Raw genomic sequence first — 16,545 nt, 5'->3', positions numbered from 1 at the left:
TCGATGTCTGAATATAACGACTATAGAAAGGCGTATCTAAGAGAGCGTCGTGCACGTGATGAAGTCGAGTCATTACTTGAAGAGAAAACGCGTGCGTTATATTTGGCTAACCAAACACTTGAACGTCAATTAGCGCAGCTTAAGAATCAACAAGCTGTATTAATAAACAACGAACGTATGGCGACGTTAGGGACACTATCTGCAGGCGTTGCACATGAATTAAATAACCCGCTGGCATATGTGGCGGGGAACCTTGAGTCACTTAATTACTATATCTCGCCAATCTTGCAGTTGCTTGAGACAGTAAAATTACTTGAGCGAAATGAATTGAGAGGAGAACAATTGGAAGCTCGCCTTATTGATATATATTTAAGGCAACGTATTGACGAAATTACGAATGATTTGCCGGATCTCGTTCATGACACGCTGCATGGCTGCGAGCGAATTAAAACCATAGTAAACGATTTAATGAATTTCTCCCGCTCCAATAACGATAGTTTCGGTAGGGCGTCTCTAAAGTCTATTGTTGAAGACACACTTCGTTTACTTCATGGGCAACTTAAGGGATACGAGCTAACCGTCGCGGTCGAAGATGTGCCAACTATCTTTTGCAAGGTGGGAGCGCTAAAACAAGCTATCATCAATCTGCTGGTGAATGCTAAATATGCGGTAGACATGAGCCATAAATCGCATAAATCAATAGAAGTGCTACTCGCACCGGGTAACGATCAAGATATTATCTTAAGCGTTAGCGACAACGGAATTGGAATTGATGCTGATGTGCTTCCTAGATTGTTCGATCCTTTCTTTACGACTAAGCCTGTCGGCGAAGGTACAGGCATGGGACTTGCCGTTACTCATGCGATTGTAAAAGAGCACAAAGGGAAAATAGATGTTCAGAGTCAAGAAGGAGTGGGTAGTCAGTTTACTATTTCCTTTCCTTTGGAGCAGTGAGAAGCTTGCACCTGTCCCCACTTTGTAATACGTTAATCGACTAAATTAGACATATTATCAGTGATTTTCATCTGAGGTTTTGAGCCTCATCTTTTAATTGGATACTTAAACGTAATAGGGAAATTATGACGATTGAAATGAAAGTACCCGTGTTGCCTGAGTTAATAGATACTGCAAAAATTGCAACACTCTATGTAGCTGAAGGACATCAAGTTGCAAAAGATCAAGTCTTATGTGATATCGAAACGAGTAAGGTCGTATTGGAGCTACGAGCGCCAGAAGCCAGCCGTATCGGTAAAATAGTGGTGAGCGAAGGCGATGTTTTGAAAACTGATGCGCTTATTATGTCAATCACTCCGGATCCAGAATTAAACCACTTAGTTGCACTTGAATCGAAGAGAGTTCATCAGCTGCTCAGTAATGAAGACATCACTACTGACCACGAGTTGAAAGGAAAAGGCAATATTGACGTGCAGATCGATGTATTACCCGATTTTGTCGAGAGTGCAACGGTTATTGAAATCTATGTTAAAGAAGGAGATATGGTTGCTTGTGGCGATAGGCTTTGTGATGTTTATACTGACAAGGCCATCCTTGAAGTTTGTGCTCCCAATGATGGCGTAGTGTGCGATTTTATCAAAAAGCTTGAGCAAGCAGTCGTTGCAGGTGAAACGATCGTCACTTTGTATCACCCCGAGTATATTGCGCCTGAGACTACACTTCCTGAATCGAAAGAAGATAATACTGATACCTTAATAGCTCAAGTATTGTTAGATCCAGCTTTGGATAATGAACCTTCTACGCTGGTCGAGCTTAATAGGCCTTCTCATCAGGCTACATGTGATAGTTTAGAAGCGCATAAAGACATAGCTACAGTCGAAGCAACCGATAGCACGGTTATTGACACACAGCTTAAAAATGAATCTCCCTCTCTTAGTACTCAAACTGGCGATAGCTATGTTGATTTAACAAATGACCATGTTGGTCCAGCTTCAACGGTTTTACGATCAGAGTCTGCAGTGATTGCCCATGTAAGAGAAGATTGTAGCAAAGACAGTCAAGAAGGAGGTGCTAGCTCTGGCAAAGTGTTTACGTTTGCCGCCAGTGTAATCGTTATTGCGCTGGCAGGTTATTTTTTGCTGGTATAGATTCGCGCTTGTAGCAGCTGCAAAGAAGTTAACCAGCTATTTTACTCAAAAAGGAGATTTTTAATGAGTTATAATGTCATTGCATATCAAGTTGATGCAGAAAAAGTAAAAGCGGTGTGGGGAAGTAAAGATCAGCAATTTTTGGATAGGTTTTTATCCAAATATCGAGATGAAATTGCAGAGCAAGAAGAAGAGCTGGATGTTAAGGGATATGCCGCTTGCATGGCGAATATTATAAATGGAACGAGTACAGATGAGGACGACGAAGACAACTTTATTTACGGTTATCTATATGAAATGCTGTGCCAAGAATTTGGTGAGATGGTTCGCCATGATGACTTTCTAGACATAATGGAAGATGTGACGCCATCTAATCATAAAGCATTTATTCCTATCCCCAAAAATGATGATTGGCCTGAATTCTACAGTGTCCCTCTTGAAGAATTAAAGTCGGGTCGACAGGTTTTTCTTGGTAGTGACGAGCCATATACTAACGAAACTTCCTATATAGAAACGGTGAACTTCATTTTCGATACAGCAGTTCAAAACCACAAAGCTTTGGTTTTCTTTGGTTATTGATTTGAGGTTTCAATCTACCGATTAAAATTTCTGACAATAAATACGGCGCTGTTTGGAGGTGGTCATTTAAATGTGACACAAAAGGTCGCACCACCCATATAATTTTGACATGTAACATCTAATGTGGCGTGATGTAAATCGACTACCTCTTTTACAATAGCGAGACCAAGACCACTGCCAGTCATTGATGACTGCTCTTTGCGCCAAAAACGCTCGAAGATTTTTTCATAATTTTGGATATCGATCCCAGGGCCGCTATCCATAACTTCGATACATTTTCCAGAGGCCTTTACCTTAATCTGAGCTTGCTCAGTACTGTGGCGTAGGGCATTTTCGATGAGATTCTTTATCATGATATGAATGGAGGACTGATCGCCTGTAATTATTTCTCCAGTATCATCAATTTCCAGTTCTAGCTGTTTATCCATGGTGACAGATAATGGCGCCAGCATCATACAGGCTTCTTTTGCTAACGGTACAATACTGAGCGAATGCTTTTCGTAAGCGTTAAGGCTCTGTGCACGAGACAGGTCTAACAATTGCTGTACAACACGTGTCATATAACTTACATCCGCCAAAATACCAGAGTGGGTGTGTTTATCTAACTGGGCGAGTTCAACACGGGTATTGAGAATTGCAAGCGGGGTTTTTAACTCATGGGCTGCGTTAGCAACAAATCGCTTTTGTTCATCAAAACCTGTTTCGACTCTTGCCATCGCTTGATTCAACGAATGCACAATGGGAACTATTTCAACAGGGAGACCTTGCTCACTTAGCCTAAAATTGAGTTGTTCAGGCCTTATCCTTTGTAGTTGCCCCGCAACGCTTTTCACGGGCCGAACAATAGAGCGAATAGACAGATATCCAACAACCATAAACACTAAAAATGCCGCGCTGATGATAAAAATAGAGACTTGGCTCAGTACGGGCATGACCGCTTCATTGGCAAGCTCGCCAATAAGATCATTTCTGCCCAAATCGACGAACACCGGGACGGTGTCAATGTTGGTTTCGATGCGATAACGATCAATACCATTAAGGTGAGAATATCCAAGGGGGATATCTTTAGTATCAATCAATGCTTGCAACGCCGAGGAACTACTCTCATTGGTCGTAGACTGCAGCAAAACAGTACCAGTTTGTGCGTGTGTGACGCGAAACACGAGGTTATTGTACAAAGCATCATAGCCCCATTTCTCGGCCACGCTGTCAGATTGATATATTAACTTATTCGTATTATCAAAGTAGAGTTGCTCTTGAATGTCTTCACTCATACCAACCATGCTTTGCTCAACAGCAAGATTGGCATAATTTGTGGAAAATAAATATAAACTAACACCAATCAAGCTGAATACTGCAGATCCAATAATAAAAAAATGCAGAAATATCTTTTTCGCGAGAGAAAGTTGCTTCATGTCAAAATATATCCTATACCGCGCAGTGTATTGATAGTTGTTTGTGCATTGGACGATTCTAGTTTTTTGCGGATCCTGTGCACTGCAACTTGGATTGCATTATCCGTTACTTCGAAACCCATGGCATAGATAGCATCGTAAAGTGCATCTTTGCCCACGGTTAAACCTGCATTTCGGATCATATATTCTAAAATGGCAACTTCCGTTTTCCCCATCGCTAAATTTTCACAGCCAACGGTGACACGACGTGCCTTTGTATCAACAGCAAGATTGTTATGTGATAATAGGTTTCCGGTGTAGGTACTCGGGCGACGCAGCAATGCTCGAAGTCTTGCCTTAAGCTCGTCAATCGCGAAGGGTTTATTCAGGTAGTCATCTGCACCCAAATCAAGCCCTTTGATGCGATCATCGACACTGCCACGCGCGGTGAGGATCAAAATTGGTAATCCATTTTGTTGTTTTCGAATTGAGCGAATAACCTCTAAACCATCTTTATCTGGCAAGCCTAAATCTAGTATGAGGGCATCATACTGCCAGCTTTGCATTAACTGTTCATTTTGTGCAGCAGTTGCAGCAATATCAGCGGCGTGACCATCTTGAGTAATTGCTTGCTGTATAAATGTCGCAAGCTGCTGATTATCTTCAGTGATTAGCACTCTCATTGAATTAATATTTCCTTATTTTCTGTTTCTAGTTGTGGTTTTTGAAAACGTTTACTTGATAGTAAAAACTTCAGTATAAGCGGCAATATCAGCATCGTAAGCAAAGTTGAAGTCAGCAAACCTCCAATTACTGCAAAGGCTAATGGTGGCCACAAAGGGCTTGCACTGGAAGTTAGCGGCAACATGCCAACTATGGTTGTTAATGTAGTTACTATAACAGGACGAAGACGCGTTTGTACCGATAAACAAATTGCCTGCGATAGCTCTGTGCCTTGATTTAAATGTTCAAGAGTATGCTCAATCAGCAAAATTGCGCTGTTCACTACAATACCCATAAGCGCGAGCACACCTAATATTGACATAAAGCCAAAGGGTACTCCGACGATAGATAACATAGCTGGCGCTCCTACAACGCCGAGGGGAATAGTTAGCATCACCAATATTGCTAAACGATATGAATTAAACTGCAACATTAATGCCCCAAATAACAATGCGACTCCAAAAGGAAGTGTTTGTAGTAAAGCGCCATTAGCCTGTTCTGATTCTTCCAATTCCCCGCCAAACATTAACGTCACTTGATGTTGCTGCGCGATTTTTAGGAAGGTCGGATGTAACGCTTCGAGGATTTCTTCTTCGTCACTTCCCATAGCGACATCTGCTTTTATAGACATTACAAACTTGCCATCGCGCCTTTCAATAAATGGTGGTGTGCCAATAACCTCGGCATTCAAGACCGCAAATAGGGGGATGCTTAATTGGTTGGGTAGCATGATTTGAGTATTTAAAATATCAGTACTACTTTGATTAGAAGTAGTGTCAACAATCATCAAATCTATCGGTTCGAAATTATAATCAAGAGTTGTTACTTTTAGTCCAGAGCTACGCCATGCTATATATTCGGCAATATCGCTGCGTGCTAAACCCAAGGCTGATAAGGTAAGTTGCTGAGCTTCTAAGTTAATGGTAGGAGCGCCCAAACTATAATTACGATATGGGGAAGTGATTTTAGGGTGCTGTCTGAGGTGCATAAGCATAGCTTCAGCGCTTGCGAATAGAGCATTGCGGTCATTGCCACTCAACCTCAACTCAATCGGGCTCTCAATAGGAGGCCCTTGCCCGAGCTCACGGGCGTTGATTAAGATTTCAGGAAATTGCTTGTTTAAATTACTATCGATGAAGCGCGAAAATTCAGGCGGGTTAACATCATCCTGCAACGTTAATACAACTCGAGCAATATGGGATTCATTTGGTTTTTGTGCAAGGTTATAGTAGAACCTTGGACCTGAAAAGCCGCTAAATACCATCGCTTTGCTGACTTCAGGATACTGAAGGGCATACTCGGCGATTTGATTTGCTGTCTTGGTTGTTGCTTCTATGTGGCTAGCTAACGGCAATTGGACGTCGATATAAATCTGATTGCGGTTAGCATTTGGGAAGAACTTGCCGTTGGCATTGGGTAGCGAAAGTAAAGTGCATAGCATGGCAGTAGCGGCCACAATCGTGTATACGGGATGTTGTAATGTTTTATGAGCTAGCTGATAGCCAAATGTTGAAAGTTTCTGAGTAACGGTTTCCTGCCACCTTACTAGCCAAGGGATGGAAATAGGGAAATAAACAAACAGTACAGGAAGCAGTAGTAGTGTTGCAACATAACTCAATGAGATGCAGATGATAACGAGCACTGGAATAGTAGCAATGAAATCAGCGACACTGCCTTTTGCCAATAGCATGGGAACGAATGCTGCGATAGTAGTCATTGTTGCCGCCGCAAGCGGTTTTTTCAATTCGTTCACAGAGTGCGTCAAGGCAGATCTCATCGTAAACCCTTTGCTGCGTAAATAACTCAGGCGCTCAGCTACGATAATGCAATTATCAACCATCAAGCCCAATGAGAGTACCAAGCCAGCAATGGTCATTTGGTGAATAACGCCATCGAAAGTAATAAATAACGCAAGTGACGAAAACACGATAGCGGGTAGGGTTAAACTGATAACAATCGCACTTTGTACCGAAAGAAATAGTAATAAAACAACGCAAATAGCGACACAGCTTTGAATTAGAGAATTTACTAATCCTTCACGGCGTTTTTGAGACCAGTCGGGCTGGAAAATCTCAATTTTAATGGGAGCATCTGTAAATCGTGCATTAATGTCGGCGATAGCTTGTTTAATAGTATTTCCAGCATCAGCGATATTATGCTGGTTGGGCGGTAGAGATAATGCAATACCGATGACTCGTTGACCATTTTTCCAAAATTGCTCGCTTGAAGCTGGGGCAGTCCGGTAGCCAATATCAGCGATAGTGCTGAGTGGGATTTTTGACCCGTCAGGTGTTGTTATTTGTACGTCTTTTAACTGAGCGTCGTTACGCAGGTGATTGACAGGCAATAGCGATAGCGCACTTAGATTTTGCGACAATACGCCAAGGCTATCTTGCTGATTGGCATCCCGTAGCTGTTTTGCAATCTCTGCTGGCGAGAGGCCAAAAGCGAGCATTCGCTCTTGAGAATAGGAAATTGCCAATTCAAGCCCGGGGTCGCCTACTAGCGAGGCACTTCTCACAACGTCGAGATACTCAAGCTCATCGCGTACTTCGAGGGCGAGCTTTCTATCTGCTGTTAATCCTTTTCCCGTGCGCACGGTTAAGACTATCCCTTGAGTATCTTGTGCTCGATCTATTACATAGAATTGGCTATCAACTAAGCTTGCCCCCAGTGGTGCTACATCATCTTTGATGCGTTGCCAAACTAAAGCGGTATTATACACTTGCTCTTTAAGCTCAATATCGATAACAGCACTTCCAGCTTTTATCCGTGCGTGTATGGTATTAATCTCATCAATTTTTGCTAAACGTCGCTCAAGTGGCTTAACAACGACATCATTGAGTTGAGTGACACTAGCACTTGGATTTACAATTTGAATAAAGCCATTTCGATAGGGGAAGCTGGGGTCCTCCTGACTTTTTGCTTTAAACCAGCCTACAATACCTGTGAATACAAGCAGCAGAGTTAGCCCGAGTACTAGACGTGGAGTGAGATAATTAGATGGGAGAAGCTTATCCATGAACTTCCTCCTGTAACCTATTGATAGGTCTGCCAGTAATGCTTGTAAATAAGCGCTGCTGAAGTCGGTTAAATACAAAGTGCGAGAATAGGACTAATAAGCTTCTACTTTTGTTCATGAGACTCACCTTCCAGTAGCGCCAAGTTAAAATTTAACTTAGCCTCCGATGTGATGAGTACGTTTTTACCCATCAGTTTTGGTGCTGTGACTATGACTTGGTTATCATCATTGTCAAAAATAGTCACATCGCGTCTTTGGACCTTGGGTTCAGTAACCAGCACATAGGCTTGCCCCAAGGCATCATAGTGGATTGCGTTGCTTGGCACTTTATAGAGTGGTGTATTGGTGATAGGGAGCTCAAGACGACTATGCAGGCCAACTAGTTCAGAGTCACTCACTTCCAAATCGACGATAAGTTTAAAAAGCTTACCAACGGCATTAGAGGGTAAACCTTTCTCTATAATTTTACCGCTTAGGCTTTTGCTTAGCGAAGGAATGGCTATGCGAACGGTTTGGTTAAGTTGTAAAGCAATAAATTCTTGTTCAGGGAGCTGAAATTCAGCCTTTAGCGTAGATAATGTCTGGAGTTGGAAAATTGGCTGTCCCGCAGAGACAACATCACCTGAACGAGCGTAAATATTGGTGACGATACCTTCCTTTCGAGCGAATATTTTGTTCTCATTCAGTGCATTTTTTGCCTCTTCAACCTGAGCTTGTGCTGCTTGGACTTGCTGGGTTGCAATATTAAACGCAAGCCTTGCGGACTCAAGCGCAGAATTTGCTATAAGCTTCTCCGTAAAGAGCTTTTTAGCTCGGTCGAAATCAATCTGTGTCTTTTGCTCAGTACGTTTAGAACTGGCTAGTAACGCTTGTTTTTCACGCAGCTGGGCGCTAAGTCTTGGAGAATAGAGTGACGCTAGCACGTCTCCTTTTTTAACTAATTGACCTGAGTAGGCATATAAAGACTCAATTCTCCCTTGTGACAGGGAAGCAACATAGACAACATCACTGCCTGTAATTCGACTATAAAAATGCTTCGTCGGAATAGTTGTAGCTAACTCTACAGGTACTGAAATAAGCGTCGTTGAGCGTTTTTCTGCAGTAGTCTCTAGGTTTGAAGGATCACCGCAGCCCTGAAGCGTTAAGGTGATCGTTATTATTGCTAATCTAAAAAACATACACATACCCAAGCAAAACTTGTACGTTGCCAGAGGCATCGATAAGGGGAGAATCTTTTATTTCATCACCGTAACTGGTGTAACTAACATCAGCTTTAAGCATATGATGTTTACCAAAAAACCAATCGCTTTGAATACCGACTTCGAGTGCAGTGCTGGATTCACCAAGGTAATAGGGTCGAGAACTTAATGCTTCGTTTACTCTGACACCATAGTAATAATCAACAAGGTCTTCACTTTGAAAGTTCGCAGCGATATACGGGTATACTCTGCCGTCAGCAAATCTAAATGGTACACCATAGCTTACGCTGGCTTCATAGCCTTCGTGTGTACTACTCACGTCATGCATAAACTCGAATCCAAATTCACCAAAGCTAGTATCATATTCTGCTTCAAATCCAGCATCGAAACTCATATCTCTGTCTTCCATGCCAGTAAAGAACTTGCTATCAGCTGCCTCGAATCCATCTAACCGTAATTGAGCACCCACACTGATTTCAAATTGTTCGGCTTGATATAGTTTATAGGTTGCTCTTGGCCCTAGTAGGTTGAAGTCGCCATATTGTATGGCGATGGCCGGTACAAACTCTGTTTCATTTCCAATATCTATATAACCTTGGTCCTGAGCAATAATAGCGCCGCCGATCCCCCATTTTAGCGCTTCTGATTGGGGCTGCTGTTCAGCAAACGCTGACGAACAACAAAAGAATGAAAGAGAAGTAGTGATCGTTAATAGTAATCTAGCCATAGTCAGTATTCCTTGAGTTTAAGTAATCATGTTGATGTGGCTAGAATAGAAAAAGAAACTTTCTCGAAACTTACAGCTCAGTAATTAATCATATAAACTCAAAATTCCTTCGTTCGTATTGCCGTTATGACTGCAAAAGCTTAGTATCAGGTAACTTCGCAAGCGTTTGAGTGCTTGGTGTATAAGAATCAAAACCGATTTGCTGGATAATTTGCTATGAAACGCACTGCGTAAATAACGATAAAGTAAAATGCTATTCGGTAATCTAAAAAGAATAAAAGGGCGAACAATGAGTGAAGAACAAAACCAACCGCAGCAAGAGGCGTTAACACCAGAACAACAGCAGCAAAGATCAATACAATGGCAGCGTAGCTGCGTACAAGCTGCACAAAAACATCTCGCGGATAAAGGGGTGTTACCGCAGAGTATTATTGAAAAAGAATGTCGCTACATTGAACCATTGGTTGCGCTTTGGAAAATCAAAGGTCAAAACGGCAAAAAGTATTGGGTGATCACAGGTAATCTACCAACGGATCATATTGAGGCATCAGCAGCCGCTACAGCTCGTGAAGCACTGCGCTACTTTTCATTCCATTGGCAGATGAAAGCGGAAGAAATTATGTCTGCAAAGCCAGTAGAAAAAACACAAGCCCAGTTTGCTAATCTACTAGTAAACCGAGCTCACGGTCTATATGACCTTTTCGCTAAAGACGAACTTTGGGCTAATGAAGCATCGTAAACGGATCCATCTTGAGTGATTGGATAGGGCATTTCAAGCGCTGTCTTGGAATGCCTGCTTCCATAAATACGTGACCATGTGTGGAAAACCCTGATTGTAAAAATTCGGGCACTTCATCCAAAATGCATTGGATAAAAACATCTTCAAAGCCTTTGTCTTTTGCCAAGTCAACAAGTCCCCCAATCAACGAAGCGTAGGCATCTCGATTACGATGAGATTTGAATATCGCGATACGGCTTAATAACCCATCTTCACACAGTCGTCCTGTGCCAACTGGCCCGTCGATTTCGTCAATAATAATTAAGTGCTCGGCTGTGATATCCTGCTGATCAAATTCAACTTCTTTAGGAATGTGAAGTTCATACACAAATACGCGTTCGCGTATCGCTTTGAGCTCCAATTTTTTGGTTTGCCAAGTTACTCTACTGATCCTATAACTCATACTGCCCCCATCTACAGATTGCACCTGCATTCCCTGTTTAGCGACAAGCTAGAGCTTGCGAAAACCTTGAAGATCAAGGGTTTCGCGGCATATTGTTGTTTTTGTGAACGCGGCTATCTTGTTCTAACAGGCTCTACTCCCAGCCCTCATCGAAGTCAGCATCGGCTGGATCACTGTCTTCAACGAAGTAGGTCCCATCATTAATCAGTTTAGTTAACGTTTGTTTAAATTCCAAACTATTTAATGCAGGAATTATTGCATTAAACTCAAACACAACATGATCGCTTAGCTGCTTTACGGCATCTAAACAATGATGGTCTAATTCATAGTTTTCACCATTAACACTGAACAAAATATGATCGTCACAGATTTGGTAAATAGCACGTACTCCACCAGCGCGATAAATCAATGGGTTATCTTTGGCGATCTCGAGAAGCTCCAGAGGATCAATTATGGGGTCTAATGGTGCGAGATCCATCTCATGTTTTGGTTCGCTGAGTGTTTTTCCAAGCCATTGACTGTATAGTGCCTTATCTTCAATTAAAGCATTGAGCAGAGACTTTATCTGCTGTTGGTCGTCGCAGGTTACTTCGCCAATAGACGCTCTAAGTTGTAATTCTGGGTCGCTAAAACGGCGTTTACCAGCTTCCATATCAATAACGTGATCAGCAAAGCTAGACAGCAAGTCTTTTTGATCAGGCGCTCTAAAGCCAACTGAGTAGTTTAAAGCATCCTCGACTGCGTAACCTTCGTGAGGACAAGCCGGTGGAATATATAAGATATCACCTGGTTCAAGGACTGCATCAATGACTGCTTCGAATTGCTCTACTTGTAATAGGCTCTTGTTGCGCGCAAATTGCTTTAGGCTGTTGTCCTGTTTGCCAACTCGCCAATGACGTTTACCTTGTCCTTGAATTATAAAGACATCATATTGATCTAAGTGTGGGCCAACGCCACCACCAGGCGTCGAAAAGCTGATCATCAGATCGTCTATACGCCAATTTGGTATAAATCTAAACGCTTCTATTAATTGTGCGGCTTGTGGGTGCCAGTGATCAACGGCTTGGACCAACAGGGTGCTGTTGCTATCGGTGAGTAAATCAAATTGTTCAAAAGGGCCGTGATGGGCTTCCCAGTTATCATTGTGATTAGTAACAATTCGAGATTCTATGCATTCTTCAGTTGCAAGGCCGGCAAGTTCTTCTGGCTCAATTGGGTCTTCAAAGTCTCGGAATCCTTGTTTGATGAGTAATGGCTTCTTTTGCCAATACTGGGCAAGAAATTGTTCGAAGGTAAGGTCATTAATTTGCAGTTGATACATAGGGAAATTCCAGTAATAAAAAAGCGAAAGAGTGCACTCTTTCGCTTATTCTATACCAAGTAGTAAAAAGCTGGTGTCGCTTTATACTTAGTTTAGTTCGTCAATGAACGCTTCAGCACGACCGATATAGTTTGCTGGCGTCATTTCTTTCATTTGTGCTTTTACTTCATTTGGCAAGTCTAGGTTATCGATGAAGTCAGCCATGATTTCTTTGTTTACGCGTTTACCACGAGTAAGATCTTTTAGCTTTTCATATGGCTTTTCGATACCGTACTTGCGCATTACCGTTTGGATTGGCTCTGCAAGTAGTTCCCAGTTATCATCAAGCTCAGCAAGTAAACGCTCAGCATTAACTTCTAACTTGCTAACGCCTTTTAGCGTTGCTTGATACGCGATAAGCGCATAACCCATACCAACACCTAAGTTACGTAGAACCGTTGAGTCAGTTAGATCACGTTGCCAGCGTGAGACTGGTAGCTTTTGTGCAAGATGCGCAAAGATAGCGTTAGCAATGCCAAGGTTACCTTCAGAGTTTTCAAAGTCGATAGGGTTAACTTTATGAGGCATTGTTGAAGAACCAATCTCACCAGCAATGGTTTTTTGCTTGAAGTGGTTTAGCGCGATATAACCCCAAACGTCACGGTCAAAGTCAATTAAGATAGTATTGAAGCGTGCAATCGCATCGAATAGCTCAGCGATATAGTCATGCGGTTCGATTTGCGTTGTGAATGGGTTCCAAGTCAAACCTAGGCTTGATACAAAACGTTCACTGTGTGCATGCCAATCGTAATCTGGGTAAGCGCTTAGGTGAGCATTGTAGTTACCAACGGCACCATTGATTTTACCCAGCATTTGTACGTTAGCAATTTGCTGGCGTTGACGTTGCAGACGAACATACACGTTTGCAAACTCTTTACCCATGGTTGATGGTGAAGCTGGTTGGCCGTGTGTACGAGTCATCATTGGAATTGACTTATACTCAACCGCTTTGTCTTTGATTGCGCTCAGTAGCTCATCACAGTATGGCAGTAATACCGTGTCACGCGCTTCAGTTAGCATTAGGCCATGAGAAAGGTTGTTGATGTCCTCAGAGGTACATGCAAAATGAATAAATTCATTGACGGCATTTAGCTCGGCATTGTCAGCTACTTTTTCTTTAAGAAGGTATTCTACAGCTTTAACGTCGTGGTTAGTAGTGCGCTCAATCTCTTTTACGCGTGCTGCGTCTGCTTCGCTGAAGTTTTCAACGATGCTATCAAGAAGTGCGTTGGCTTCATCGCTGAAAGCAGGTACTTCTTTAATGGCGTCGCTGCTCGCTAGCGCTTGTAGCCAACGAACTTCTACGATGACGCGGTATTTGATCAAGCCAAATTCACTGAAGATGCTTCTCAGTTCTTTGGTCTTGCTACCATAGCGACCATCCACAGGAGAGATAGCGGTTAACGCTGAAAGCTCCATAATAACTCCTAACTATTTGTTTTTGAACGATACTTAGATAGTGGCATTAGAACCACTACGAATTTTATACCAACTTGATTAATTAAGTGGTCTACTTTGAGGCGATAAAATCTAGTCGATAACACCGCTTCTGCATCCTGCTCACGCCAAGGTATCTACATCCATGTAGGCAAGGCGAAAATTTAGCTATTTAGTTGTTCTAAATAAGAAATTCTTAACCCTGTTAGCGTCAGACTTGCTCCTTCAAATTGAGCAAGTATTACGACAAATTGGTATTACATATAACTTTTTGCAGCAGTAATGATTTTCTTTTTCGCAAAAAAGAAATGACGACGTTTACCGCCGAGTTGGCGCCACAGTACTGCACTACGGATCCCCGCGAGTAATAGCGCCCGAATTTTTTGTTGTGTTGCTGTTTGTTTTAATAACTCAGGCTTACCGAATACTTGGATCTTAGGACCAAGAGGGCTTATTACTTGACCGTAAATGTCGGCAAGTGCGGCAACAACTTGGCTTTCACAGATATCAAAGTGTAATAACTGGCGCTCAACTTGCTGAATTTTTTGTGCTAACAAATCAAGAGATTTGCTATCGTTACTTAGCACTCGCTCTAATTGCATCATCGCGCCAACATATTTAACCATTTCAACGTCTTTTTCGCCGCCAGCCGAAAGCTGCTCAATTAGCGTTCGACAGCCTGTTTTGATGGCAAATTTGTCTGGGTAAACGTCCTCTGGGCGTTCAGGAGAAGTGTTAATAATGCTTTTTAAAAAGCCCTCAACTTCGTTTTCATTGAAGGTGCCGTAACGCGCACATTTTTGTACCAGTTTACTGATCTGACACATTGCCGCCAGAGGCATTACGTATTGGTTTTGCATTATTTAATCACCGACTCAATAATACCGCCGCCAAGGCACACGTCATTTGCGTAGAATACCGCAGATTGTCCAGGAGTTACGGCTTTTTGTGGCTCATCGAATAGCACACGTGCCATACCATCTTGGCCAACTAATAACGTACAAGGGATGTCGGTTTGGCGATAACGTGTTTTTACCGTACAGCGAGTTGTACCTTGCGGACCTACGCGGTCGACCCAATGTAGTTGATTTGCGTTTAAACCGTTGCTGAACAGGCGAGGGTGGTTTTTACCTTGACCAACAACCAGTACATTACGTTCGATATCTTTATCGACCACATACCAAGGTTCGCCGTTGCCTTCTTTTGAACCACCAATTAATAGGCCCTTACGTTGACCTAGCGTGTGGTACATCAAGCCTTCATGCTCACCAACATGATTACCTTCACAATCTTCAATCACACCAGGCTGCGCGGGCAAAAATTTGGCAAGGAAGTCTTTAAATTTGCGCTCGCCGATAAAGCAGATCCCGGTTGAATCTTTTTTATCGTGCGTGATTAAGCCTTGATCTTCTGCAATTTTACGCACTTCTGGCTTTTCAATTTCACCGACAGGGAAGAGTGTTTGTGCAATATGTTCATGGCTCAATGTGTAAAGGAAGTAGCTTTGATCTTTGTTCTCGTCATCTCCACGAAGCATAACGAATTTACCGTCACGCTCCGCGCGACGAACATAGTGGCCAGTTGCGATATAGTCCGCGCCCAACGCTTCTGCTGCAAATTGTAAAAATGCTTTAAATTTGATTTCTTTGTTGCACATGATGTCTGGGTTTGGTGTACGGCCAGCCTTGTATTCTTCAAGGAAGTGTTCAAACACATTGTCCCAGTATTCAGCAGCAAAGTTTACGGTGTGTAGCTCAATACCTAACTTATCACACACTGCCTGAGCATCTTTTAGATCTTCAGCTGCTGCACAATACTCATCATTGTCATCTTCTTCCCAGTTCTTCATAAACAGGCCTTCAACTTGATAGCCTTGTTGTTTTAAAAGGTAGGCAGATACAGAAGAATCTACACCGCCGGACATTCCGACAATGACTTTAATGTGACTATTATCGCTCATAATTTCGCTATTAATCTTAATGCTCAGATAGAAAGCGCTTATTATACTCAAATCTCTTTAAATTGCACGTCCGTGAGGCGTTCAAGCGCAGGAGAAAAGTCCTAGTAGGAAATGCTAAAGCACTCGATATTCACCGTTTTTAAGATCGCCCAGACTATATTTGCCTATTTGTGCGCGAATAAGTCTAAGCGTGGGATGACCAATATGCGCCGTCATACGACGAACTTGTCTATTGCGTCCTTCTTTGATGGAAATAGAAAGCCAGGTTGTCGGGATATTTTTGCGTTCTCTAATCGGCGGGTTACGTGGCCAAACATTGGGCTCAGTTATTACTTCTACTTTGGCAGGTAAAGTTGGACCATCTTTTAGTTCTACACCGTTTCTAAGCGCATTTAGGCTTTCGCTACTTGGCTCTCCTTCGACCTGAACCCAGTAGGTTTTATAGGTCGATTTTTTAGGAGAAGTCAGGGTGTTTTGTAATTTACCGCAGTTGGTCAGTAGCAATAGTCCCTCACTATCTCTATCCAAGCGACCTGCTGCATACACATCTTTGATATCAATAAAATCAGCCAATGTTTGACGATTTTGATCATCAGTAAACTGACACAAAACATCAAAAGGCTTATTAAATAGAACGACTTTTACTTGCTCTGGCGGTAGGGCGGGTTTTGACTGCCGGTTAGTTATTGGCTTTTTCCGCGTTGTGGTGTGTCTAGAGAATGCGGGCTTGTTAGCATGTGATTTTCTTTTGTTATTTGTGCGGGCTCTACTACTTGTGTTCATCGCCACATTCCTAAGGTTCACGAAAAATGGCATTTTAGCGTAATTGCTCACGAGTGTCGCCTGAAAGCAAAAAAGCGA

General features: G+C 42.4%; 15 protein-coding genes. 4 read left to right on the top strand and 11 right to left on the bottom strand.

The features are described 5' to 3' along the window. The first annotated feature begins 3 nt into the window (after nucleotides 1-3). From CTT31_RS09795 to CTT31_RS09785, 3 genes are all read left to right on the top strand, one after another. A complete protein-coding gene (locus CTT31_RS09795; RefSeq protein ID WP_260491183.1) occupies nucleotides 4-954 on the top strand; it encodes a sensor histidine kinase in 951 nt (316 codons plus the stop codon). Between the two features lie 125 nt (nucleotides 955-1,079). After that, a complete protein-coding gene (locus tag CTT31_RS09790) occupies nucleotides 1,080-2,102 on the top strand; it encodes a biotin/lipoyl-containing protein (protein WP_211857671.1) in 1,023 nt (340 codons plus the stop codon). 63 nt (nucleotides 2,103-2,165) lie between these two features. Continuing rightward, a complete protein-coding gene (locus CTT31_RS09785) occupies nucleotides 2,166-2,681 on the top strand; it encodes a DUF7691 family protein (protein ID WP_211857669.1) in 516 nt (171 codons plus the stop codon). 62 nt (nucleotides 2,682-2,743) lie between these two features. On the opposite strand, the gene CTT31_RS09780 is transcribed toward CTT31_RS09785, so the two are convergent. The 5 genes from CTT31_RS09780 to CTT31_RS09760 form a co-directional block, all read right to left on the bottom strand. After that, on the bottom strand, nucleotides 2,744-4,096 hold the full coding sequence (locus CTT31_RS09780; protein ID WP_211857666.1) for a sensor histidine kinase: 1,353 nt from the start codon (nucleotides 4,094-4,096) through the stop codon (nucleotides 2,744-2,746). After that, entirely contained in the window at nucleotides 4,093-4,758 is a 666-nt protein-coding gene (locus CTT31_RS09775) for a response regulator (RefSeq protein WP_211857664.1), read from the bottom strand. The genes CTT31_RS09780 and CTT31_RS09775 overlap by 4 nt, the downstream gene beginning before the upstream one ends. Beyond that, complete coding sequence (locus CTT31_RS09770; RefSeq protein ID WP_211857663.1) at nucleotides 4,755-7,820, bottom strand: efflux RND transporter permease subunit; 3,066 nt, start codon at nucleotides 7,818-7,820, stop codon at nucleotides 4,755-4,757. The genes CTT31_RS09775 and CTT31_RS09770 overlap by 4 nt, the downstream gene beginning before the upstream one ends. 104 nt (nucleotides 7,821-7,924) lie before the next feature. Beyond that, nucleotides 7,925-8,998, bottom strand: a complete 1,074-nt coding sequence (locus CTT31_RS09765; protein ID WP_211857662.1) for an efflux RND transporter periplasmic adaptor subunit — start codon at nucleotides 8,996-8,998, stop codon at nucleotides 7,925-7,927. After that, nucleotides 8,988-9,746 carry a MipA/OmpV family protein gene (locus tag CTT31_RS09760; RefSeq protein WP_052258383.1) on the bottom strand — a complete coding sequence of 253 codons (759 nt, stop codon included), beginning with the start codon at nucleotides 9,744-9,746 and terminating at the stop codon, nucleotides 8,988-8,990. Before CTT31_RS09760 ends, CTT31_RS09765 begins: the two co-directional genes overlap by 11 nt. Before the next feature lie 289 nt (nucleotides 9,747-10,035). On the opposite strand from CTT31_RS09760, the gene CTT31_RS09755 reads away from it, so the two are divergent. After that, the gene (locus CTT31_RS09755; RefSeq protein ID WP_017219474.1) at nucleotides 10,036-10,485 is read left to right on the top strand and encodes a DUF4826 family protein; all 450 of its coding nucleotides are present in this window, start codon (nucleotides 10,036-10,038) and stop codon (nucleotides 10,483-10,485) included. Here the strand turns inward: CTT31_RS09755 and CTT31_RS09750 are convergent. The 6 genes from CTT31_RS09750 to CTT31_RS09725 all read right to left on the bottom strand — a co-directional run bounded on the left by CTT31_RS09750 (nucleotide 10,469) and on the right by CTT31_RS09725 (nucleotide 16,467). Continuing rightward, nucleotides 10,469-10,927 carry a GNAT family N-acetyltransferase gene (locus CTT31_RS09750; protein ID WP_260491182.1) on the bottom strand — a complete coding sequence of 153 codons (459 nt, stop codon included), beginning with the start codon at nucleotides 10,925-10,927 and terminating at the stop codon, nucleotides 10,469-10,471. The genes CTT31_RS09755 and CTT31_RS09750 overlap by 17 nt on opposite strands. Before the next feature lie 133 nt (nucleotides 10,928-11,060). After that, entirely contained in the window at nucleotides 11,061-12,248 is a 1,188-nt protein-coding gene (locus CTT31_RS09745; RefSeq protein WP_211857661.1) for a ribosomal protein uL16 3-hydroxylase, read from the bottom strand. Between the two features lie 87 nt (nucleotides 12,249-12,335). After that, nucleotides 12,336-13,706: an adenylosuccinate lyase gene (gene purB / locus CTT31_RS09740; protein WP_039497692.1), complete on the bottom strand. Its 1,371-nt coding sequence runs from the start codon at nucleotides 13,704-13,706 to the stop codon at nucleotides 12,336-12,338. 275 nt (nucleotides 13,707-13,981) lie between these two features. Then, nucleotides 13,982-14,584, bottom strand: coding sequence for a high frequency lysogenization protein HflD (gene hflD / locus CTT31_RS09735; protein WP_010604919.1), 603 nt, complete (start codon nucleotides 14,582-14,584; stop codon nucleotides 13,982-13,984). Further along, nucleotides 14,584-15,684: a tRNA 2-thiouridine(34) synthase MnmA gene (gene mnmA / locus CTT31_RS09730; RefSeq protein ID WP_010379287.1), complete on the bottom strand. Its 1,101-nt coding sequence runs from the start codon at nucleotides 15,682-15,684 to the stop codon at nucleotides 14,584-14,586. Before mnmA ends, hflD begins: the two co-directional genes overlap by 1 nt. Nucleotides 15,685-15,798: 114 nt before the next feature. Then, nucleotides 15,799-16,467 carry a pseudouridine synthase gene (locus CTT31_RS09725; protein ID WP_211857659.1) on the bottom strand — a complete coding sequence of 223 codons (669 nt, stop codon included), beginning with the start codon at nucleotides 16,465-16,467 and terminating at the stop codon, nucleotides 15,799-15,801. Between the last annotated feature and the right edge of the window lie 78 nt (nucleotides 16,468-16,545).

The organism is Pseudoalteromonas maricaloris (genome assembly GCF_024746855.1).
Classification (GTDB): Bacteria; Pseudomonadota; Gammaproteobacteria; order Enterobacterales; family Alteromonadaceae; genus Pseudoalteromonas; species Pseudoalteromonas maricaloris.
Note: the sequence above shows the minus strand (reverse complement) of the source record. Positions and strands in the feature narration are given on the sequence as shown.

Bases quoted from the DNA above. Each gene is read 5' to 3' on its own strand.
- CTT31_RS09775 (WP_211857664.1), bottom strand. From the start codon at position 4,758: ATGAGAGTGCTAATCACTGAAGATAATCAGCAGCTTGCGACATTTATA.
- hflD (WP_010604919.1), bottom strand. From the start codon at position 14,584: ATGCAAAACCAATACGTAATGCCTCTGGCGGCAATGTGTCAGATCAGT.
- CTT31_RS09760 (WP_052258383.1), bottom strand. From the start codon at position 9,746: ATGGCTAGATTACTATTAACGATCACTACTTCTCTTTCATTCTTTTGT.
- CTT31_RS09725 (WP_211857659.1), bottom strand. From the start codon at position 16,467: ATGAACACAAGTAGTAGAGCCCGCACAAATAACAAAAGAAAATCACAT.
- CTT31_RS09750 (WP_260491182.1), bottom strand. From the start codon at position 10,927: ATGAGTTATAGGATCAGTAGAGTAACTTGGCAAACCAAAAAATTGGAG.
- CTT31_RS09755 (WP_017219474.1), top strand. From the start codon at position 10,036: ATGAGTGAAGAACAAAACCAACCGCAGCAAGAGGCGTTAACACCAGAA.
- CTT31_RS09780 (WP_211857666.1), bottom strand. From the start codon at position 4,096: ATGAAGCAACTTTCTCTCGCGAAAAAGATATTTCTGCATTTTTTTATT.
- CTT31_RS09790 (WP_211857671.1), top strand. From the start codon at position 1,080: ATGACGATTGAAATGAAAGTACCCGTGTTGCCTGAGTTAATAGATACT.
- CTT31_RS09765 (WP_211857662.1), bottom strand. From the start codon at position 8,998: ATGTTTTTTAGATTAGCAATAATAACGATCACCTTAACGCTTCAGGGC.
- CTT31_RS09785 (WP_211857669.1), top strand. From the start codon at position 2,166: ATGAGTTATAATGTCATTGCATATCAAGTTGATGCAGAAAAAGTAAAA.
- CTT31_RS09745 (WP_211857661.1), bottom strand. From the start codon at position 12,248: ATGTATCAACTGCAAATTAATGACCTTACCTTCGAACAATTTCTTGCC.
- CTT31_RS09795 (WP_260491183.1), top strand. From the start codon at position 4: ATGTCTGAATATAACGACTATAGAAAGGCGTATCTAAGAGAGCGTCGT.
- mnmA (WP_010379287.1), bottom strand. From the start codon at position 15,684: ATGAGCGATAATAGTCACATTAAAGTCATTGTCGGAATGTCCGGCGGT.
- purB (WP_039497692.1), bottom strand. From the start codon at position 13,706: ATGGAGCTTTCAGCGTTAACCGCTATCTCTCCTGTGGATGGTCGCTAT.
- CTT31_RS09770 (WP_211857663.1), bottom strand. From the start codon at position 7,820: ATGGATAAGCTTCTCCCATCTAATTATCTCACTCCACGTCTAGTACTC.